Origin of the sequence: Persicobacter diffluens, assembly GCF_036244895.1 — a bacterium.
Taxonomy (GTDB): Bacteria; Bacteroidota; Bacteroidia; order Cytophagales; family Cyclobacteriaceae; genus Persicobacter; species Persicobacter diffluens.
On sequence record NZ_BQKE01000007.1, the window covers coordinates 61,997 to 83,668 of the forward strand.

The following is a 21,672-nucleotide window of genomic DNA, read 5'->3' on the forward strand; positions in this document are numbered from 1 at the left end:
AAATGAAAAATATTTTAGTTATTATTTCTGTATTTTTCTTGGGCTGCTCAACCGCACCTGAAAATATACTAGATTATTACCTTTTGATGCCCGATTTTAATGATGTGTTTAATTGCGAAATAGTAGGCATTCAGGATTCTGATGAAACACGAAAAAAATGTATTGTTGAGGGTAGTTTAACCGACAATTATCTTGAATATCAAGCCCCTTCTGTCTGTGGTGATGGAGAACGTGAATATCTTTATCTTGTTCAGATTGAAGGAGTTAAATATTTATTATACAATATAGAAAAGGGGGATTACGAAAAAAAGAATTGGGGACTGAATGTTTTTCAAGCAGACGGAAATAAAATTATCAAATCCGATATAGATCTTTTTAAGGAATCATATGCTGATGTCAATAACGTAATACTTGAGCAAAGTGCTGCATCTGGGACTGTAGCAAACTACTCCTCTAGCATTCCATATTATCTAAAATTTTCTAAGGCATCCACAGACCTAATTCTATGTGTTCACCCAATGTTTGATGACGATACAGTATTTGGTATCTTTCAATTAGTTGATGGTCAGTATGTCTTTAAAATGGATTACAAGGCTGAGTCAATGGCTAATAATTGATGAAAAACCCAAGGCTGAGGCCGTCGAGACCGCTGTGGATCAGAAAGATTTGAAAGCAACCATTGCTGCGATCTATAAATTTCAGCAGCAAGTATTGCATTGGTCAAGTTCGGATGGAAATATTGGCGGCGCTTCCAGCAAGACGCTCGCCGAATTGAATGGATCTGCTTGCACCGCGGAATATGTGAAGCAGCGGATCGAGCAGTATCCGCAGGTGAAGGCGGAGCGGGAAGCGAAAGCAGCGGCCGAGGCAAAACGAAAAGCGGAAGAGGCCGAAGCTAAACGCGTTGCACTCGAAAAGCAAAAAGCCGAAGAAGAGCGCAAAGAACAGATGCGTAAGGAGCCTGTTGAAAATGCCAAAACTTATATTTCAAATTACGGCTCTGACATCCTTGCATTAGCTGATGCAATGAAACCATACGTCGGGCTTAATCCTCAATTGGTTGGTGCAGTACTCAGCAAATTGGGTCGTATGACCCGAGATAATTTCACTTACGCTCTCATGAATCGCCTTTCCGATTCAGAGCTTCGAAATGGAGGCCCGGAGCTGCTAGGCCAGATGAAGAGTAGTTTGGAGGCGTGGTTTGTTTCTAATACCAACTATGACAAGGAAATCAAAACATTGGATTCAATCTTAGGTAACCAGAAGACACAGGGTAGTACTGCTGACCAAATTGATACATACTTTGAAAAAGACCGATTAACGCCAGAAGAGATTGCAGAGGTAAGACCGTTGATCGCTTCATTAAATGATGAAGAAAGGCAAGGTTATTATTTAACTCTGCAAGAAAAAGTAATGTATGAGAATCAAAGGGATAGTCAAGCTATAAGTGGAAAAAAAAGGGTGGAATCTGGATCGGGAGGTATATGTAACTTTGCATCTTTAGCAATGGTGTTACAATATTTAGGAGTTTCTAACCCTTATCCAGACTTACAATATGAAGACGCTCTAGAAAAGGTGAGACAAGAGAATAATTATCCTGCTCGGACAACACGAGGAGGGTGGGGAGCTGTCTCTAAGAAACTGGGGGTCGAAAATGAATTGCTTTTAGGGGAGTCTAAAGCGATGAAAAAGGAATGGTGGAATAGCACGGTTAAAAGCAAAATGTCCGAAGGTTGTGGAGTAATGTTAAGCATTCAAAATCATATAGTTCGCCTGCAGGCTGTGACTAAAGAAGGCTTAATAGTTGACGACCCGTATGGAAAAGTTAATCTCAGTAAGCGGAAAAAAAATAAATTTAGAGGTGGATATGAGGTATATAACAAAAGTGAATGGAAATTTGGAAGTGAAGGCGAAACAACTTCAGAAGGAGAGGATAATTTATGGAAGTGGAATGACGTTGAAAATTATCCAATGAGGTGGATTGCTTCTTTTAAAAAAATATGAAAATGAAAAAATATCTATTATTACCTTTTTTACTAGCTCTCTTTTCATGCCAGAGTGAATCGTTAAGAGTCTTAAAATTATACTACCAGTTGCCGAGTGATTATTTTGATTGCCCGGAAATGGGTATAAAAGATAATCAAAAAACAAGGCTAAATGCTGTAGCGGAGAGCCCACAAAGTGATACCTATTTAGAGTTCATGACTCCATGTTCAGATGATGGTTGGGAATATCTTAAAATTATAAAAGTTGGTGATAAGGATTTTCTCTTGCATTATATGGATTACAATAGCCTGGATGAGAAGAATTTAGGAGTAGTAGTATATGAAGTTGATAATGGTTCACTCAAAAAATCTAATACAACTCTTTTTCCTTCCTTCTCTATTGTTAGTAATGTTGCTGATAAAAGTAATATAGGATCTGAGATTGCTAATGGAAACTCAATAACAAGTCTTGATCCTGAATTAAGATTTTATCCTGATAAAAATGAAATAGATCTTATTCCTTCTTCAATGTTAGAGTTGGACGTTGTCTTAGGGAAATTTACCTTGGAAGACAACTCTTTTAAATTTAAAGTAAATTGAGTTTTAATTTTTATCACTGTGAATTATAAGGTTACTAATTACCTAAAAATACGGGTTTGGTTTAGCCTTATTAGGTGGTAGTGAACTGTTTTTAGTGGTTAAATTTTTTCGTTCGATTCAAGGTTTGAAGGTTTCCATGGATAAGTCAAGAGGGCTGGTTGGGATCCCTCACCTCACCACCACCTCAACATCCTCTCCCCCCTCAAGCCGCTCCTCAAAAACATTAAAGACCCGATCCGTATTCGAATACCGATTCTTCTCAAACATCGCCCGACCGCCTTCATGCACATGAATGACCATGTCAGAATCGAATTCCACCATATTTCCGCCTCGGGTTTGGCGTCCTGTGGTGGATTGGAAGATCATGATGAAGATGATTTGTTTGTGCTGTTTGCGCAGGTCGTTCAGGTCTTGCTGTTTGGCATTGGGAATCTTATTCCAAGAATCTACCACGACTACATCAAAATGTTGGGTAGCTTCATGTAGGGAAGTAACGCCTTTGGTAGCCTCTGCTGCAGACTGAATTTTGGACCGGTTTTCTGGGGCAATATAGCTTTCTGTATAGCTCCGAATCACTGGATGCGCCGGATCCATCTCCAGCGTAAAGAAACCTACGGTTTTACCAAGACTGGCCAGTCCGTTCATTAATTGGAAAGCCAATCGGGTTTTTCCTGCTCCTTTGTCTCCCCGAATGACAATGGCCGATTCATGAGGGGCAAATTCTCCCAACCATTCTCCAATCTCCCCGGGCAATTTGATTTTGGGTGTAGGATCTTCTGCCCTTTCCAGACTTCCGAAGCCAGCAAAGCCGGTTTGCACCTTTGGTGTTGTGGCTCCCGTGAGCTGTCGGTATTGTTCCGGTTTGATCGAATGCCCCTGGTGCTGGTCGCACTCGCAACCACAGATACAACTTACCGCATCACCCAGTCCGGAGCCATGAAATTTACCACCGCATTGACATTCGCATTTTGGTCCGGTGGCATTTTCACAGTCGGTGGAATGCTCCGGAACACCTTCTATCTGTGATGCTCCCAGATGTTCTTCCATGGATGCGATAATGATCATTCGCTCCGTTTCGTCTTTGGCGTTTTGCAGGGCTTTGATATACTTTTTGGGAATACTCATGAGGCTTTCTTTTTGGTGCCGAATAGAGCGGTTTGCTTCCTGCCGGCTTGTTTGGCTTCGGCTTTTTTCATTTGGTGCTTCGCCAGTTTCTGCTTGATGGTCCCCACCTTGTCGAGATAGGGTTTGGAGAGTTCATCGGCCTTGGCTTTGGAGATTTTTCGTGTGGGATCATCGCTGTTTACTGCAGCATAAAAGCGGGTGGATTTCTCCTGATATTCCTTTTCTGCCGCTTTGAGGACCTTTTCCAATTCCCTTTTTTGCTCCTCCCATTCTTGCTCGGCGGGACTTTTACTTACCTGCCGGTCCAGATTTATCACTGCATCAAATTTACCCATATCGGAGAATCGGTCGAGGTACTGGAAGAACTTTGATTTGGCACTGAACTGCCCAGACCTGTTTCCAAAGCCTTTCTCCAACAGCCACTTTGCGATCTGATTTTCATGCTGATCCGTTAGCTTTGGGAACTTCCGACGGGCTTCTCCCGTCCATGTGGCAATGGTGTTTAAATTATTCGAGCTGGTCTTATCCTTGCCGTCAAATTGTAATATTTGCTGTACAATCCATCCCTTCGGATTGAGATAAGACAGATTATGGATGGTCGAGGCGTTTTTCCCTTCCTTCTCCCGAATTTCTTCCTCTATCTGCCTGGCACAGGATGGTCCGGACAAGCCACAGTTGATACGCTTATTTTGATAATAGGCTGCACGTTCCAGGTCCGTTTCCTTTGTAGAAAGGGTGTTGGAGTTCAGGGCAAAATCAATGGCTTCAGCTTCCGTACCTGCAAAGATTTTGACAGGGATCTGCTGGAACTGAGCATCCTTTTTACTGAGCTTTTTGAAAGCAGCAAAACGACTGTGGCCGGACAACACCTTATAAAGATGCGTCGATTTTTCCCGCCAAACTACAATTGGATCGAAGGCGGCCCAATTAAATTTTCCTTCCTCATAAGCTTTTACAATCCGGTTGGCCGACTCTTCTGAAAAGGCATTTTGTCGGTTCTGGAATCGCTTTTCGTCCGTGGTAATGATGGATAAATTCATCATTTGGACGTTGGCCTTTTTAGAACCAGTTGGCTTTTTTGTGGCCCTTTTGGGAGTCTTTGGCGTATTACCCCTTACCTTTCCGCTGGACTTCCCCTCAGACTTTTTTTTTAGAATGCAGCTCATTTGTGCCACTGCCTGCTTTACCTTTTCCTCATTTCCGGAGGAGATGGGGATTTGCCACACCTTTTGCTTCGGTGCCCAGGAGAAACCATTATCCTTCAAAATCGCACGATCCACTTCACTCGGTTTGCGGGTAAATTTCAACTGCAGGCGTTTGATCTTTTCATTGCGGACCAACTCCACTTCAATATTGCTTTTTGGTTGACTTACGGTCTTGGTGGTTTTCTTTGGAGCCCTCGGAGTTATTGGTTTTACCGGAGCTTTGGGTTTCGGCTCAGGTTTGGCTTCAGTCTTCTCAGGCTGTTTAGACTCCTTCTTTTCGGAGGTGGACTTATTGAGGTCCTTTAGAAATTTCAGTTCAAAGGGCACACTTTTCTCCCCGGATAAAATATAATCGGCTACTTTTTGCGAAAGCGCCGTGGTACGAATGATCCAATTATGGGGTATGTTCCACATCCTTGCAAATCCGGCACGAAACCTTCTGAGAGCCTCTCAGGGCGGTTTTCTAACAAAATCAGCTAAAAAATCATCCTCCTATTACCAATTTATAATTAATTCAAGACACAAATGTCATCCTTCCTCAATATATAAGCCCTGTAAAACTTACATTCAGATCTCATATGAAGCCTCCCTACTAATAATAATGCAATTAAATTAAAGCCTATTAGTCAGTATTTCGGTTTGATTTGTGCCATAAGTTGGCGGGTTTTGATATATCGGGCGATGCCCGTGGGGTTGGTGTAGCCGAGGATGCTGGCGATTTTTCGGATGGATACGCCGAGGGTGAGTAGTTCTTTGATTTGGTCAAGGTCTTTATCGAACTTACTTTTTTGAAGGGTGCCTTTGGGTTTACCCAGTCGGATGCCTTGTTGTTTTTTGATCGCTAGGGCTTCTTTGGTTCGGATGCTGATCAGGTCGCGTTCGAGTTCGGCGAGCAGTGAAAACAGGGTAACCGTAATTTTGGAATTCATATCATGTTGACGCAGGTCGAGGCCTTGTTTGATGGCCACGAGTCGAATGCCTTTTTCGAGCAGGCTGTTGATCAGCTGGATCACTTCGGAGGTGCTCCGACCGAGCCGAGATATTTCGGTCACGATGAGCGTGTCTGAGGGCTCCAATTTTTGGGTCAGCTCATCGATGCGTCTTTGGACGGTGGTCTTTCGGGAGGAAATTTGGATGCTCAAAAATTCATCGATATTGATCTTTTGCTGGTTGGCATATTCGAGCAACTGTAACTTTTGATTGTCCACCTCTTGTAGTTGGGTGGATGTGCGAATGTAGGCGATGGTCCGGTTCATTTTTTGGTCTGTAAGCATTTAAGTTATTATCACCTAATAATTTATACATATTGACGCTTTTGATGAAGTGTTTTTATGATTCATAATGATGCATCTTAATGTTCATTAATCATGTACAGTTGTGCTCTAAAATGAATCGAACAAGAGAAACGTGTCCGCTACATCACCCCGTTCGCTAAAAATATCATGCCTCAAAATGCTCAGCAACTTACCCAAATCATCAAAGAGCTGCGATCCTAAAATAATTCTATTACAGAACCGAGACTCCAATCCCTTATCCCCTACATGACCGACCATATCCGTAGATATGGTGATTTTGTACTCAACATAGATAAAGAGCCAGAACCATTGGTCTATGAAATGTGATTTTTAGAGGTAAATGTGGTGGTTTTTGGGGTTCATGCCGGATTTGCAGTTATGTGGAACATACCCCTAGATGACTGATGGAGAAGTCAGCAGAAGCCATAGTACCCGAAAGGGGAAGGGCTGAATGTTAATCGTCTCTAATGAACGAGGGAGGTCAGCGGCAAATGGGTAGTGTCTCAGCCAAAGATTAGCCCTTGTTTAAGCGAGACTAAGTGAATTTTGTTATATGATTAAAGCATTAACCGAAAGACAAAACATGCGAGATGCGTATCAACAAGTGGTACGTAACAAAGGTGCTGGAGGAGTTGACCACATGAAAGTGGACGATCTACTCTCTCACCTGACGGATACGTGGGCAATTACCAAGTCTTTTTTGGAAGAAGGAAAATATACTCCTCAACCAATTAAGGGAGTGGAGATCCCAAAATCCAACGGTAAAACACGATTATTGGGCATCCCGACCGTGCAGGATCGACTGATTCAGCAAGCCATGTGTCAGGTGTTGAATCCCATTTTCGAAGCCGAATTCCAAACGCACAGTTATGGCTTTCGACCCAACAAAAGTGCACATCAGGCAGTGATTCAAGCACTCGCCAACATCAATGATGGCTATCAGGATATCGTAGATATTGACCTGAAAAGCTTCTTTGATGAGGTAGATCACGCCCTTTTATTGGAGTTAATCCATGCTAAGGTGAAATGTCCACAATTTCTCCTACTACTCAAACGCTATCTGAGAGCGCCCATCCAAATCAACGGAAAATTGATCCGTAGACGAAAAGGCGTACCTCAAGGCGGACCACTCAGCCCATTACTCTCCAACATTTTACTCAATGAATTGGATAAAGAACTGGAGAAGAGAGGGCATCGCTATGTTCGGTATGCAGATGACTTTAGCATCTATCTGAAAAGCAAGAAAGCAGCTAAGCGCACGGGAAATAGCATTTTTCTATTCCTGAAGCATAAGCTCAAATTGCCGATCAATAAAGAAAAAAGTGGTATCCGTAGGCCTCACAACTTCAAATTGCTAGGTTATGGATTCGTCCCGACCTACAAGAAAGGGGAACGAGGTAAATACCAGCTAGTGGTAGATCAAAAGGCTTGGGATCGACTGAAGGCATCACTTAAAGCGGTCACTCGAAAAACCATTCCGATGAGCTTCGATGAACGCATTACACGCCTGAAGTCTATCCAGCGTGGTTGGGTGAACTATTTCAAACTCGCCAGTATTCAAGCTAAGATCAAAAAGGTGGACGAGTGGATCAGGAATCGCCTCCGCTATTGCATATGGCACCATTGGAAGAAGCCTGAGCGGAAAAGGAAGAATCTGATCCGTCTGGGTATCGCCCAAGGGCAAGCCTATGCATGGAGTCGTACAAGAATGGGAGGATGGGCTGTGGCCTGTAGTCCTATACTTGGAACGACCATCACAGTGAAGCGATTGCAAATCCGTGGATATGAATCTATGCTTAATCTATACAGAAGATGTACTGAAAATTAACAAACCGCCGTATACGAGACCCGTACGTACGGTGGTGTGACAGGCGCCCCGTGGGCTTATGGCTCACGGCCGTCTAGTCGATTGTGCGTTCGTACTTTTTTAATTTTGTTTTATGTATTCTATGTTCTTTCCGTGTTCGTGAAGAACTAATTTTCCATTATTAAAATCAAATCTTGTGTTGAAATTGTCCAAAAAATACTGATTCTCGTTTTCAGGTAGCAATCTCATATCAGGGGAATTTGGTAAAGCCAAAAATAAGTTGTCATCAACTAATTTGATTTCAAGTCGACCTTTTCCGCTTTTGTATTGTCCAACGTGCTTTTGCATTTTACTGACCTCTACCTTGTTGTCATTCCTGATTGTCCATTTATCATACGGCATTCCCAAAACTATCGAAGTTATTCCCATTCCAATGGCCCATACATTTTGCTCATACGTGCCATAATTGTTCAACAGAATAATGATTAGTTCATCGTTTGGATAATAAATCAGCTCAGACATGAAACCAGGGTAACCTCCAGAATGCTTAATGTATTTTTTGTCAAAATACTTGCTGATTTCCCACCCATATCCATAATTTCTAATTTTCGGTTTAAACGCCAATTCCCAAGTTTTTGGTTTTAAGAATTGCTTATTTGAAACCACTTTTGCCCATTGCAATAAATCACTTGATGTACTATAAATAGAACCAGCGGAATATGCAAAAGTCGAGTCGTAGTGTTTGTAAGAAATTGTTTCCTTTTGATTCCAAAACTGATAGCCTTGAGCCTTTTCGTTTTTTGGCAATCCGTTAAAGTCAAAACCAGAGTTTGACATTTTAAACGGCTCGAACAGATATTCTCTTACAACAGTCTCATACTGTTTTCCAGTTACTTTCTCAATTATGAGACCAAGAAGGAAATATCCCGAATTGTTGTAACTGTAGTATTTGCCCGGTTTAAAACCCAATGGCTTGTCTTTAAAATAATTGACGACAAAATCTTTAGACACAGGATTGTTTACCAATATTGAGTCTTCAATCCCAACATCTGTTGTATAATTGTAAATTCCGCTTGAATGAGTAATCAAATGATGTATTGATATTTTTGAGCCATTCGGATATTCTGGAAAATATTTATTCAGTTTGTCTTTTACCGATAGTTTCTTTTCGTCCTGTAATTTCAGAATAATTGATGCTGTAATTGTCTTGGTAATTGAAAGAATCGGAAATTTCGTTTCTGTAGAATTTGGTACCTTTTCAGCGATTTGGCTATAGCCGTAACCTTTGTTTAATAGAAGTTCATTTTTATGATAAACCAGTGCAACACCATTAAATTTGTAAGCCTTATGAGCTGAATTCAGATACTCATCTATCTCGGCAGTTATTGACTTGGTGTTTTGTGCATTCAGATTGTAAGCACATAAAAGCATTGAAAAAATTATAATTAATCTCATATTTTGATGTTCAACAAGTTTCTTTTAGTATGACGCACAACGTTTAGTGTATGGTGACGTAAGGGATTGCGGGCTTTAAACCTATCAAGTTACTGCACAAAATTGATGCGGGTGATACCGCTCGAAAACCTCTGAAACCCTTATGCACTATACACATTGTGTGTGCCCAGCATGGGCATCATTATTCTATTCGAATATAGAATATTATTCTAGAGGGTGCAAGTCCCTTATGCGCGGGAGTAACGTCTCGAAGCATTAGCAAGTCGCAAGGTGGTTTACCGTGAGGTATGCACTGAAGGAAGCGAGACTGCAAAACTCGGTACTGACGAACAGGAACCACATATGAGGCTTACGGCGCCGGATAAGCAAGCACATCTTTGTGAAGTCCAAAACACGAGAGTGAGTGCAATGTAAGTAGATGTGGCAGGAATCGAGGGAAAGAATATGCTCTTACCTGGGGAGATCTCTATTGTCACTAGATGACTGATGGAGAAGTCAGCAGAAGCCATAGTACCCGAAAGGGGAAGGGCTGAATGTTAATCGTCTCTAATGAACGAGGGAGGTCAGCGGCAAATGGGTAGTGTCTCAGCCAAAGATTAGCCCTTGTTTAAGCGAGACTAAGTGAATTTTGTTATATGATTAAAGCATTAACCGAAAGACAAAACATGCGAGATGCGTATCAACAAGTGGTACGTAACAAAGGTGCTGGAGGAGTTGACCACATGAAAGTGGACGATCTACTCTCTCACCTGACGGATACGTGGGCAATTACCAAGTCTTTTTTGGAAGAAGGAAAATATACTCCTCAACCAATTAAGGGAGTGGAGATCCCAAAATCCAACGGTAAAACACGATTATTGGGCATCCCGACCGTGCAGGATCGACTGATTCAGCAAGCCATGTGTCAGGTGTTGAATCCCATTTTCGAAGCCGAATTCCAAACGCACAGTTATGGCTTTCGACCCAACAAAAGTGCACATCAGGCAGTGATTCAAGCACTCGCCAACATCAATGATGGCTATCAGGATATCGTAGATATTGACCTGAAAAGCTTCTTTGATGAGGTAGATCACGCCCTTTTATTGGAGTTAATCCATGCTAAGGTGAAATGTCCACAATTTCTCCTACTACTCAAACGCTATCTGAGAGCGCCCATCCAAATCAACGGAAAATTGATCCGTAGACGAAAAGGCGTACCTCAAGGCGGACCACTCAGCCCATTACTCTCCAACATTTTACTCAATGAATTGGATAAAGAACTGGAGAAGAGAGGGCATCGCTATGTTCGGTATGCAGATGACTTTAGCATCTATCTGAAAAGCAAGAAAGCAGCTAAGCGCACGGGAAATAGCATTTTTCTATTCCTGAAGCATAAGCTCAAATTGCCGATCAATAAAGAAAAAAGTGGTATCCGTAGGCCTCACAACTTCAAATTGCTAGGTTATGGATTCGTCCCGACCTACAAGAAAGGGGAACGAGGTAAATACCAGCTAGTGGTAGATCAAAAGGCTTGGGATCGACTGAAGGCATCACTTAAAGCGGTCACTCGAAAAACCATTCCGATGAGCTTCGATGAACGCATTACACGCCTGAAGTCTATCCAGCGTGGTTGGGTGAACTATTTCAAACTCGCCAGTATTCAAGCTAAGATCAAAAAGGTGGACGAGTGGATCAGGAATCGCCTCCGCTATTGCATATGGCACCATTGGAAGAAGCCTGAGCGGAAAAGGAAGAATCTGATCCGTCTGGGTATCGCCCAAGGGCAAGCCTATGCATGGAGTCGTACAAGAATGGGAGGATGGGCTGTGGCCTGTAGTCCTATACTTGGAACGACCATCACAGTGAAGCGATTGCAAATCCGTGGATATGAATCTATGCTTAATCTATACAGAAGATGTACTGAAAATTAACAAACCGCCGTATACGAGACCCGTACGTACGGTGGTGTGACAGGCGCACCGTGGGCTTATGGCTCACGGCCGTCTAGTCGATTGGCAATAGTTTTTTATTTTTTACGTTTAAATTCTTTCCCTATCGAATATTCACCATCTCGTGTTTTATAAACAATGCCATTCCAAATTTCTCCATTTTCCAATTCAAAAGTCAAATCGTAATTTATGCCGTTTACCAGTTGTTGTTTGGAACTAACTATCTTTTTTAGTTTAGAATCCAAATTGCTTTCTAAAATGCCAAAGCTGGCAGCATCTTTAACCTCTTGGTTGATTTTAATATTTTTCCAGCCACCAGTAATTTGTTGATCAACAGTTTTATTGTTTTCTAATCTATAAACTGTATTACCTCTATGTATAGACTCTAATATTTTTATTTCATGTATATGCAAAGGGTCAATTTTTATTGGGTTTTTATTTAGAATCACGAAATCAGCATATTTTCCTTTGGTAAGAGTTCCCTTGGTTGTTTCTTCAAAATATTGATGTGCTGCCCAAGAGGTTAGTGTTTTTAACCCTTGATAAGCACTGAGCCTTTGATCAGGCCCTAAAATAACACCACTTCTGGTAACCCTATTAACTGTTGCATCTAAGACTCTCATTGAGTTTGGAAATGTGACAGGGGCGTCATGGTGAGAAGTAATATTTAAGCCTGCAGCTATGGCGTCTACACAAGGCGAAATATAATCTGCTCTAGGGTGACCCAAAACGGACTCAACATGCCAATCTCCCCAGTAATAAGTATGCATAGGGAACAGTGAAGCATCAACATTAAGAGATGCTGCTCTTTCAATCTGATCTTTTCTAATTGTTTGCCCATGAATAATTACAGTTCGGTGATCATCGTAATTGTATTTTTCTTGAGCCTTATCTATTGCAGTTAGATATTGGTCAATGGCTGCATCGCCATTGGTATGACACAATAACTGCCATCTATTTTTAAATGCATCTTCAACATATTGGTTGGCCAAACTGTCGCTCATAATAGCAAAACCTTTATAATCTGCCGGTTTTCCAGCAGGTGGTGTATGATAATGCTGGGTCAACCAAGCTGTTTTACCTTGTGGTGAGCCATCAAGCGTAAGTTTTACACCTCCTAATTTAAAACCGTTGTTATACGAACGGTCAGCATTATAAAAATCAGTATCGAACAAATCATAAGCCCCATTAATACGCATGTCTGGGTAAGAAACAATATCGATATAAATTTCACTATTTTGAGCAGCAGTCATTAAAGCCTTGACCTGATCAGGTGTAGAACGCCCCTCTTGAGCTGTCAAGTAACCATTTTGGGCATACTGTTCTTGCCCCAATTTAACCGCTTTTGTATTGACCTCTGCATCTGCTTTTTCAAAAATTTTAACGAGAACCGTGAAAAAAGCATTTTCTTCCATTACGCCATTTGGTGTACCGTCTTCATTGCGTCTTAATTTACCCTCTTTTGGATCGGGTGTGTTTGCTGAAGTCCAGCCCATCATCTCTAATGCCTTGGAATTTATAACGCCTAAATGACCTGACTGGTGAATTATTAGTACAGGATGCTTTGTACTTACTTTATCAAGGTCTGTGGCGTTTGGATGGTCTTTTTCTTTTAGTTGTGAATCATCGTAACCATTACCTACAATCCATCCAAATTTGTTTAAAGCCCATTTACCATCTTCTGTTTTATTAAACTCGTTAAGCGAGTTAATTACGCTGGAAATATCAGCTCCTGGGCCGTCAGGGGGTGATAGAATATTAGCAAACATCGATACTAATCCTACATTGAAAACATGTCCATGCCCATCTAAAAAAGCAGGAAGCAAGGTTGCACCTTTTAAATCATGTTTAACGGCATTTTTAAATTGATTTTCAGCTTCTTTTAAATCACCAACAAAAACAATCTCTCCGTTAGATTCTACCACAGCCTCAACATATAGTGGGCTTTCTCCTTCCATGGTTATTATGTCTCCATTATAATACATGGTGTAGGCTGCATAATTGTCAGATTCTGATTTTGCTTCTTTCTTTGAGGATTGGTTGCATGATGTACTTAATATCGTAATCAAGACTAGATTTAAAAATAACAAAGGTTTCATTATGTATTATTATTTGGTTATCAGAATTATTGCCAACGATTAGTATAAATTGCGTAGCCGATTGCGTGGCACTTTCCTATCAAACCGTTACAAAATTTATGCGGGCTACACACTTCAAATTTTCTGCTATCTCGGCTGTGAAATTTATACATTGTGTGTGCCCAGCATGGGCATCATTATTCTATTCGAATATAGAATATTATTCTAGAGGGTGCAAGTCCCTTATGCGCGGGAGTAACGTCTCGAAGCATTAGCAAGTCGCAAGGTGGTTTACCGTGAGGTATGCACTGAAGGAAGCGAGACTGCAAAACTCGGTACTGACATTCCTGAGAACGGGAGTTCGAAAGGACCGCACGAAGTGCTGGAACCACATATGAGGCTTACGGCGCCGGATAAGCAAGCACATCTTTGTGAAGTCCAAAACACGAGAGTGAGTGCAATGTAAGTAGATGTGGCAGGAATCGAGGGAAAGAATATGCTCTTACCTGGGGAGATCTCTATTGTCACTAGATGACTGATGGAGAAGTCAGCAGAAGCCATAGTACCCGAAAGGGGAAGGGCTGAATGTTAATCGTCTCTAATGAACGAGGGAGGTCAGCGGCAAATGGGTAGTGTCTCAGCCAAAGATTAGCCCTTGTTTAAGCGAGACTAAGTGAATTTTGTTATATGATTAAAGCATTAACCGAAAGACAAAACATGCGAGATGCGTATCAACAAGTGGTACGTAACAAAGGTGCTGGAGGAGTTGACCACATGAAAGTGGACGATCTACTCTCTCACCTGACGGATACGTGGGCAATTACCAAGTCTTTTTTGGAAGAAGGAAAATATACTCCTCAACCAATTAAGGGAGTGGAGATCCCAAAATCCAACGGTAAAACACGATTATTGGGCATCCCGACCGTGCAGGATCGACTGATTCAGCAAGCCATGTGTCAGGTGTTGAATCCCATTTTCGAAGCCGAATTCCAAACGCACAGTTATGGCTTTCGACCCAACAAAAGTGCACATCAGGCAGTGATTCAAGCACTCGCCAACATCAATGATGGCTATCAGGATATCGTAGATATTGACCTGAAAAGCTTCTTTGATGAGGTAGATCACGCCCTTTTATTGGAGTTAATCCATGCTAAGGTGAAATGTCCACAATTTCTCCTACTACTCAAACGCTATCTGAGAGCGCCCATCCAAATCAACGGAAAATTGATCCGTAGACGAAAAGGCGTACCTCAAGGCGGACCACTCAGCCCATTACTCTCCAACATTTTACTCAATGAATTGGATAAAGAACTGGAGAAGAGAGGGCATCGCTATGTTCGGTATGCAGATGACTTTAGCATCTATCTGAAAAGCAAGAAAGCAGCTAAGCGCACGGGAAATAGCATTTTTCTATTCCTGAAGCATAAGCTCAAATTGCCGATCAATAAAGAAAAAAGTGGTATCCGTAGGCCTCACAACGTGAGCTATGCCCAAAAGTGGTGTTCAGGAGGTCGAAGTTAAGCGGCCTGTTTGATCTCTTCGCCGTCTTTAAATTTAACTTCTCTGATTACTTTTTCAATGGTTTTATAGCCCCGTATTCGATTCCAGTTTTTCTCCGCACACATGCCGAGTTTGAATATCATATGGAGCATTCCGTCCCGATCCAGACAACCCTTTGATCGCTTCGTACGATGTCTGATCGTCCCAAAAGAGGACTCTATCGGATTGGTGGTTCGGATGCTTTGCCAATGTTCAGCGGGAAAGTCGTAAAAATTTAGCAATTCATCACGGTCTTTTTGTAAACAAATTGCAGCTTTTGGATACTTTGCCTCATAAGTATCTATGAATAAGTCAAATGCTTTATCTGCTTCTTCTTTGGTTTCGGCCATCCATATTTGATGGATTTTGTCCTTAGCCTTTTGTTGAGCCGATTTGGGTAAGCAATTCAAAACATTGCCAGTTTTATGCATCCAGCAGCGTTGCGCCTTTGTTTTAGGGAATTCTTCTTCCAATGCTGCCCAAAAGCCCAGCGCCCCATCACCAATCGCTAATTTAGGCGCATTCATACCGCGGTGTTTCAGTTCGAGTAATACCTCTTTCCAGCTTTGTTTTGACTCTCTGACCCCATCTTCAATCGCTAAAAAATGCTTCCTTCCCTGACTGTCAACTCCAATAACGACCAGTGCACAAAGTTTATCATCTTCCTTCCTTAGACCACTGTAGATTCCATCAACCCAAATGTAAGCCCACTTCTTGTCCGCTAAAGAGGCTTTTCGCCAGACATCGTATTCCTTTCCCCATTCTGTTTTTAAACGGGAAATAGTGCTGGAAGACAAACCGCTGGCTCCGGGGCCTAAGAGCGCTTCTAAAGCATCATTCATTTCCCCCGTTGAAATACCCTTGAGATAAAGCCAGGGTATCGCAGCCTCCAGTGATTTCGATTTTCGAACATATGGCGGAACCAGAACCGATTGGAAAGAAACCGGGGCTCCTGTTTTGGAACGAATCTTTGGAACTCTGACCGTTACCGGGCCAATACCTGTCTGAACTTCTCGTTCCGGCAAATGACCATTTCGGACTACTGCGGCTTTTCCATCAGCAGTTTTAAGGTCGCGGAATTGCTTTAAATACTCCTCCAACTCCGCCTCAACCGCAAGGCGTATGATTTCTTTGGCTCCTGCCCGAATCGTCTCTGTTAATAGATCGTGAGTTGCTTCCGCAATCGGTGGGATTTGATTAATTTCGCTCATGGTGGCAAATTTTTGGCTTGTTTTTTATTGGCGTTTAAATCAACCAATTTTGCCGCTATTTTTCAACCCTCAAACACCACTTTCGGGCATATCTCTGGGTACCACCCTTCCAACCGAAAAGGGTACCATTAAAAGTAAAATAAATAGGCTAAAAGCCCATGGTTGTTTTCAATAAATTATGCCTGTTGTGTAAGATTCATTGTCTCTCTTAATCGATAAGACTCCCCATCCATATTGATCAAATGAGCTTTGTGAGTCAACCGGTCAATCAGGGCTGCTGTTAAGACCGGGTCAAGGAATATTTCATGCCATCTCTCAAAGTCCAGATTGGTGGTGATGATCGTTGATTTCCTGCCAGCCCTGAGGGATAAATGATTGAATAAGAGTTCCGCACCGGCCTTATCAAAGGAGACATAACCTACTTCATCGCAAATTACCAAATCGTATTTCTCAAATCTGGCTTCGATCTGCCTTAGCGCCTTCTGAGAGTGCGATTCCCGTAGGAGGGTTAGTAAAGCATGGATGGTGGTGAAATAAACGGAATAGCCCATTTCACAAGCTTTCAGTCCCAGCCCAATAGCGATATGCGTTTTACCTGTCCCTGGATTGCCTGCCATGATGATATTTTGTCCCTGGTCGATAAATTCCAGTCGTTCAAGAACCGGTAGCTTTTTTTGGGCCGCCTTGGGAAGAAAAGTACGTTCCAACAGCGAAAGATAGCTCTTTGAAGGAAAACCCGCTCTTCGGATAATATTTTTCTTTCTATTTTCATTTCTATTGATGAACTCTTTTTCTAAAATAGCTAACAGGTAGTCCTCATAGTCCAGATTGTTTTCGGCTGCTTCGGCAGCTAATGTGGTAAAATTATTCCTCAGTGCCGGAAGCCTCAATTCCCTGCTGAGTTCAATGATTCGTTCTTTATCTGACTTTCTCATCCCTTCAGTAATTTAGAGGCCTGTGATATGGTTTGTTGAGCATGATGCAGAATGGTCGAATTAATATTAATCACCGGAGTTTCTTTTTCCTTATTGCCTAGTAAAACTCTGATTAATTCCCAGGTAATGGACGCCGTTGGTTGCTTCCGCTTTATTTGATCCACACATAAAACCAGCCGTTGGTGGTCAATTCCTTCTTTCTGGCAAAAGGCCAGCATCTCGATAAATGATCTTGGATTCGTGCTAAAATGATCATCAAAAAGCCCCTTTAAAAATGGGTCTGAATCCAATGCCACACTTTTTGCTAACGCTCCGGGTTTCATTGCCAATGTGGGTAGGTAATGATGGAGTGATATTGCCCACTGATGGGTGCCAAATACCCGAGAATGACTCGCGACCAACTCCTCTTGGTAGAAAGCCTTAATCATGTTTTAAGTAACTTCAAGCGTAATAAATTTACCTACAAGATGATCTGGGACAGAATATCTGTTTGTCTTGTAGCACACTGTGGCATACTTATCTACACGTACCTCCTCTCGTTCAAAACAGTGAAATCCACCGGAGTGATCAAGTAGGTAATCTCGTTCCAATTCCAATAACTCTTTGGCTGATTCTTCTTTCTCCGTTAGTCTTCTATTATTAATTTTATCTAATTCTACCTGAAGGTATTCATTAGCCTCTTCCAGTGATTTAAAAGATATTTTTCCCGCAAATGATTTCCGGCGAACATACTCTACACTTCGTTCTACTTTACCTTTTTCATTCCCCTTTCGAACATTACAAAATCGATGACTGAAACCATAATGTGCTTTTAAATTAACGAGTGCTTCGGAGGGTTCCTTCTCTGTTTTACTGATGAATGACTTAACTGCTACACGCATATTATCGTAAACCACCTCACGATAAACACCCTCTACATTTGCAAAATAACGGACATGAGCCTCCTGAAATGCAATACTATCCTGCCGGTTAAACAGGTAGGCGAATCGATGGTTACTAAAGCCAGATGTGAAGACTGCCATCTGTATTACACGCAGCTTTCCATCTATTTCTAATTTTATCTCTCCCCAATCGAACTCCGTCATGCTTCCAGCTGAAATTTGCTGTCGGATATATGCCTCATTCCTTCTATTTGCCTTTTTCTTTTGCAAGTATGCGCATACACTTGAATAGCTAATGGAATAGCCCTCAGATTCCAGGCATTCATGAATATCAACCGCCTTTAAAAGCTGCTTTTTTAAACCCAAACCTTGCCGGCGATCATTTTCTTCCAATAGAGATTCAATTCTTGCGATGACCTTATCTGTCAGCTTCGAATTAGTTCGATTGGAGGAGTCATACTTTGGATGTATTGCCAAACTCGCTCTCAGGGCACTTTGAAAATCATTGTGTTGAGGCCGTAACTCTTCAAATTCCTGAAGATATTTTCTTACGGTCCTTCTACCAACCTTCAATTCCTTTACAATAGTGCGCTGGCTTTGATGATCCCTGTATTTCCTTAGCAGGATTTCTTGTTTTGTATTCATAGATACCATTTTGTAATCTAATTCAATTTTGAATTAGATTGGTGAAGTGGTACCCTTTTCAATTAGAAGGTGGTATCGTTTTCGTTGGTGGTTACACTCCGAAAACGGAGGCCACTGGGCTGCAGTATTCTATTCCTTTTTTGCAACCTGTAAGTTGAATGAGGTGAACCCCTACAAGTGGCTCAAGCATACCCTTGAAAATATCCGATCGACTCCTGAGGAAAATATTTCTTCCCTTTTACCACAAAATTTCTCCGAATAAGTTTGGGGCGATAGAGCCTGGCTGGGAATTAGAGGGGTTGACGGAGATGCCGGGATGTTTACACCGAAGGTGTTTATGTTAATGCCTGGCTAGTGGGTGAAGGATTAGCCTGGCATTATAAGCGATACACCCCTGAAGACCAGTTGCTTGCCGATCTGCATGAGCAGGCTAAGAGTGAAAAGAAAGGCCTTTGGGTTGAGGAAGCAATTGCTCCCTGGGAGTTTCGGCGTCGAAGGTAATTTGTAAAGACGTTATGTTATCCATTTAGGAGAATCGGACCTCCTAAGTTTCTTGAAGCGCTTTTCATGACAAGAACCGTATGAATTGAGAGGTTCACGTACGGTTCTGTGAGAAGTCAGGGGGGTGAAAGTCCCCTGGCTTACTCGACATGCTTAGTTTCTAATTTTCATTTTGCCACCTTTCACGGATTTTTGTTTTTTTATCAAGTTCTTTGCTCATGGTTTCACAGAATTTCACAAATTCTTTATCCTCAACATATGTGTTTTTCAGTACATCAGATGTGGTTAGCCAAGCTTCGTTATATTCTCGTCTATTAGGAAGGTTGGAAAGATATCCGTCTAAGCCATCGTAAATATCTGTAATCAATTTATGAGCGAACCTTTCAGTCCATTTCTTATTTCCAGAAAGGGCTTCTGGTTTGAAAATAGCCAAAGCTATTATTGCGATAAATGATAAACCAAAAAAAATAATTGCGGTATATATAAGAATTAATCTTTCATCATTATTTTTATTATTGGCAATGAGAAAACCGAAAAATGACTCAACTATTATAAGATAGAAGACCATAAAACTTAATGGTGTTTTAACAAGCTCTAGAAAAGTTTTAGAATCTTTCATAACCTATAAGTTTTTAGGTGATTCTTCTCCGAACTTTTCAATTAGTCTAATCATACTTTTAGCCTCAGAGGGTTCCACCAAGAAATTAGATGCTTGTGGAGCACGAAATAGAAGTAGATTTGAAAGGTTAGAATATTTCAGGATTTTACTCTTGGTAATTGGCTTCTCAAATTTTGATCTGTAAACGATATCAACTCCATAACTATCCCACTCTTCCCTTATATATGGTGCTGAAGTTATTTCCCCCCAACCATATAAGCCATGGAACATGTCATCTCCTCCCATCCAGAAATAGACTAAGTCACCAGGTTTCATTTTATTCCTGTATCGAGTTGCATACCAAGTGTCTTTTTCTCCAGGTATTAACTTTTCTCTCAGGTCATATCTCTGAGGTAGTGATTGAAAAATAAATGTATTCATGGTCTAACCTATTTGTTATTTGAGTCTCCTTAATTTCAGAACAATGGTCCGAGTAAGGCGCGTTTTATTATCTGTGTAAAGCTCCCCCCCGAATCCTGAACAACTGATCGCGCTGTTTTAAATTATTATTTCTTTTGCCTGAAACATCTGAGGCCCTTTCAATTCCTTTGATGAGTAATGTCAAGGGTGGGGCTGTGTTGCGCCTGCGGCAGCCCCACTTGCTTGCCCTTGACACTGCTCAGCACAAGGAATTACCTTTGCGTCTGATGTTGTCGGGCATTGCTGCTTTTCATATACGTCTGCAGGACGAAGCTCTCCGATAGAGCTATGTCTTCTCCGTTGATTGTAATAATTAAAATATTCGATTAATCCAATCTGAAGATCAAGCCCGGTGTCATAGGCATTTAGGTAAATATCTTCATATTTTACCGTCCTCCAAAGCCTTTCTACAAAAATATTATCCAAAGCCCGTCCCTTTCCATCCGTACTTATTTTGATATCCTTTAATTTTAAATACCCAGTGAATTCATGACTGGTAAACTGAGCCCCCTGGTCAGTATTTACGATTTGTGGTACTCCATGAGTGTTAACACACTCTTTGATGGTTTCCATGCACCAGTCCGCATCCATAGTATTTGATACCGACCAGCCCACAACATATCTGCTATAAACATCTATTACTTCCATTAAATACATAAAGCCCTTAGCCATTGGAATGTAGGTGATATCAGTCTCCCAAACCTGATTAACTTCTTCAATTTTCATCCCCTTAAGTAAATAGGGGTAGATATAATGCTCTTTATTAGGTTTTGAAGTGTGCGGTCCGGTAGCCACGGCCTTTAAGCCCATGACTTTATATAATCGTTCTATTCTCTTTTTATTTACTGAATATCCAAGGTCATTTATCAGATAGGAGGTCATGGAAGGGACTCCTTTGAAAGGCTTTCTGGTGTATTCTTCATCTATCTGTCGCATGAGTTCAAGATTCAATGAGGTCTCGCCCTTAGGCTTGTATTAATAAGTTGATCGGGAGATGTCTAATAATTCACACTTTTCTGAAATGCTCAGGGAAGCATGCTCCTCATTGATCAGGACTTTTCTTTGATTCCTGTTCTTTACTTCAGAGGCTTCTTTTAAAAAATCGACCTGAACTTGAAGTTGTCATATTTTGGAATAGAGCTGCTGCTTTTCACTTTCATGGGATGCATCCAACTTTGAGGCCTTACTTTCCTTTTCGAAAACGGAAGAAGCCCCTGAAAGAAATTCCTTTTTCCAGTTTTTAATTTGCTGAACGGAGATTTCGTATTTCTGGCTCAGCTCCGGTAAAGTTTGAATCTCCTTAATGGCATCAATTGCCACTTTGGCTTTAAAATCGGCGGAAAATTTTCTTCGTGTTTTTATATTCTGCAAAATATGCTGTCCGATTATTGGGGGTAACTTTAA

Annotated in this window: 20 protein-coding genes and 1 pseudogene; 8 read left to right on the forward strand and 13 right to left on the reverse strand. The window is 41.4% G+C overall.

Translation table 11 applies throughout. From position 1 onward, the window contains the following. Positions 1-2: 2 nt before the first annotated feature. From AAA970_RS26265 to AAA970_RS26275, 3 genes are read left to right on the forward strand one after another with little or no spacing between them, the layout of a single operon-like run. Positions 3-617 (forward strand): hypothetical protein, encoded by a 615-nt coding sequence (locus AAA970_RS26265; RefSeq protein WP_338239905.1) that lies wholly within the window; start codon positions 3-5, stop codon positions 615-617. Next, a complete protein-coding gene (locus AAA970_RS26270) occupies positions 571-2,004 on the forward strand; it encodes a C39 family peptidase (protein ID WP_338239906.1) in 1,434 nt (477 codons plus the stop codon). The genes AAA970_RS26265 and AAA970_RS26270 overlap by 47 nt, the downstream gene beginning before the upstream one ends. Positions 2,005-2,006: 2 nt before the next feature. Next, a complete protein-coding gene (locus AAA970_RS26275) occupies positions 2,007-2,585 on the forward strand; it encodes a hypothetical protein (protein ID WP_338239907.1) in 579 nt (192 codons plus the stop codon). A 168-nt stretch (positions 2,586-2,753) separates the two neighbouring features. Here AAA970_RS26275 and AAA970_RS26280 read toward each other — a convergent pair whose 3' ends face one another. The 3 genes from AAA970_RS26280 to AAA970_RS26290 form a co-directional block, all read right to left on the reverse strand. Then, entirely contained in the window at positions 2,754-3,710 is a 957-nt protein-coding gene (locus AAA970_RS26280) for a DNA/RNA helicase domain-containing protein (RefSeq protein ID WP_338239908.1), read from the reverse strand. After that, positions 3,707-5,329: a hypothetical protein gene (locus tag AAA970_RS26285; protein WP_338239909.1), complete on the reverse strand. Its 1,623-nt coding sequence runs from the start codon at positions 5,327-5,329 to the stop codon at positions 3,707-3,709. The genes AAA970_RS26280 and AAA970_RS26285 overlap by 4 nt, the downstream gene beginning before the upstream one ends. A 212-nt stretch (positions 5,330-5,541) precedes the next feature. Continuing rightward, entirely contained in the window at positions 5,542-6,171 is a 630-nt protein-coding gene (locus AAA970_RS26290; protein ID WP_338239910.1) for a recombinase family protein, read from the reverse strand. 592 nt (positions 6,172-6,763) lie between these two features. Between AAA970_RS26290 and ltrA (AAA970_RS26295) the strand changes: the two genes are divergently transcribed. Continuing rightward, the gene (gene ltrA / locus AAA970_RS26295) at positions 6,764-8,038 is read left to right on the forward strand and encodes a group II intron reverse transcriptase/maturase (RefSeq protein ID WP_338239912.1); all 1,275 of its coding nucleotides are present in this window, start codon (positions 6,764-6,766) and stop codon (positions 8,036-8,038) included. A 99-nt stretch (positions 8,039-8,137) separates the two neighbouring features. Here the strand turns inward: ltrA (AAA970_RS26295) and AAA970_RS26300 are convergent, their stop codons facing one another. Next, entirely contained in the window at positions 8,138-9,472 is a 1,335-nt protein-coding gene (locus tag AAA970_RS26300; protein ID WP_338239913.1) for a serine hydrolase domain-containing protein, read from the reverse strand. Between the two features lie 635 nt (positions 9,473-10,107). Here AAA970_RS26300 and ltrA (AAA970_RS26305) point away from each other — a divergent pair. Further along, positions 10,108-11,382: a group II intron reverse transcriptase/maturase gene (gene ltrA, locus AAA970_RS26305; RefSeq protein WP_338239912.1), complete on the forward strand. Its 1,275-nt coding sequence runs from the start codon at positions 10,108-10,110 to the stop codon at positions 11,380-11,382. A 95-nt stretch (positions 11,383-11,477) separates the two neighbouring features. Here the strand turns inward: ltrA (AAA970_RS26305) and AAA970_RS26310 are convergent, their stop codons facing one another. Beyond that, a complete protein-coding gene (locus AAA970_RS26310; protein ID WP_338239914.1) occupies positions 11,478-13,499 on the reverse strand; it encodes an amidohydrolase family protein in 2,022 nt (673 codons plus the stop codon). A gap of 666 nt (positions 13,500-14,165) precedes the next feature. On the opposite strand from AAA970_RS26310, the gene ltrA (AAA970_RS26315) reads away from it, so the two are divergent. Then, entirely contained in the window at positions 14,166-14,999 is an 834-nt protein-coding gene (ltrA, locus tag AAA970_RS26315; RefSeq protein ID WP_338239915.1) for a group II intron reverse transcriptase/maturase, read from the forward strand. Here ltrA (AAA970_RS26315) and AAA970_RS26320 read toward each other — a convergent pair. From AAA970_RS26320 to istA, 4 genes are all read right to left on the reverse strand, one after another. Next, on the reverse strand, positions 14,996-16,228 hold the full coding sequence (locus tag AAA970_RS26320) for an IS256 family transposase (RefSeq protein ID WP_338238188.1): 1,233 nt from the start codon (positions 16,226-16,228) through the stop codon (positions 14,996-14,998). The genes ltrA (AAA970_RS26315) and AAA970_RS26320 overlap by 4 nt on opposite strands. 176 nt (positions 16,229-16,404) lie before the next feature. Then, a complete protein-coding gene (gene istB, locus AAA970_RS26325) occupies positions 16,405-17,163 on the reverse strand; it encodes an IS21-like element helper ATPase IstB (RefSeq protein WP_338237833.1) in 759 nt (252 codons plus the stop codon). Then, complete coding sequence (locus AAA970_RS26330; protein ID WP_338239917.1) at positions 17,160-17,591, reverse strand: hypothetical protein; 432 nt, start codon at positions 17,589-17,591, stop codon at positions 17,160-17,162. Before AAA970_RS26330 ends, istB begins: the two co-directional genes overlap by 4 nt. A gap of 3 nt (positions 17,592-17,594) precedes the next feature. After that, entirely contained in the window at positions 17,595-18,689 is a 1,095-nt protein-coding gene (istA, locus tag AAA970_RS26335) for an IS21 family transposase (protein WP_338239919.1), read from the reverse strand. A gap of 46 nt (positions 18,690-18,735) precedes the next feature. On the opposite strand from istA, the gene AAA970_RS26340 reads away from it, so the two are divergent. Together AAA970_RS26340 and AAA970_RS26345 are read left to right on the forward strand one after the other, a co-directional pair. Then, a complete protein-coding gene (locus tag AAA970_RS26340; protein ID WP_420916757.1) occupies positions 18,736-18,951 on the forward strand; it encodes a transposase domain-containing protein in 216 nt (71 codons plus the stop codon). Between the two features lie 65 nt (positions 18,952-19,016). Then, positions 19,017-19,190, forward strand: a pseudogene (locus tag AAA970_RS26345) (thermonuclease family protein); the annotation flags it as partial. Positions 19,191-19,350: 160 nt separating this feature from the next. Here the strand turns inward: AAA970_RS26345 and AAA970_RS26350 are convergent. From AAA970_RS26350 to AAA970_RS26365, 4 genes are all read right to left on the reverse strand, one after another. Further along, complete coding sequence (locus AAA970_RS26350) at positions 19,351-19,809, reverse strand: hypothetical protein (RefSeq protein WP_338239920.1); 459 nt, start codon at positions 19,807-19,809, stop codon at positions 19,351-19,353. A 3-nt stretch (positions 19,810-19,812) separates the two neighbouring features. Then, entirely contained in the window at positions 19,813-20,229 is a 417-nt protein-coding gene (locus AAA970_RS26355; protein WP_338239921.1) for an EVE domain-containing protein, read from the reverse strand. A 180-nt stretch (positions 20,230-20,409) separates the two neighbouring features. Further along, complete coding sequence (locus AAA970_RS26360) at positions 20,410-21,204, reverse strand: IS3 family transposase (RefSeq protein ID WP_338239923.1); 795 nt, start codon at positions 21,202-21,204, stop codon at positions 20,410-20,412. A gap of 186 nt (positions 21,205-21,390) precedes the next feature. After that, entirely contained in the window at positions 21,391-21,639 is a 249-nt protein-coding gene (locus AAA970_RS26365; protein WP_338239924.1) for a transposase, read from the reverse strand. Between the last annotated feature and the right edge of the window lie 33 nt (positions 21,640-21,672).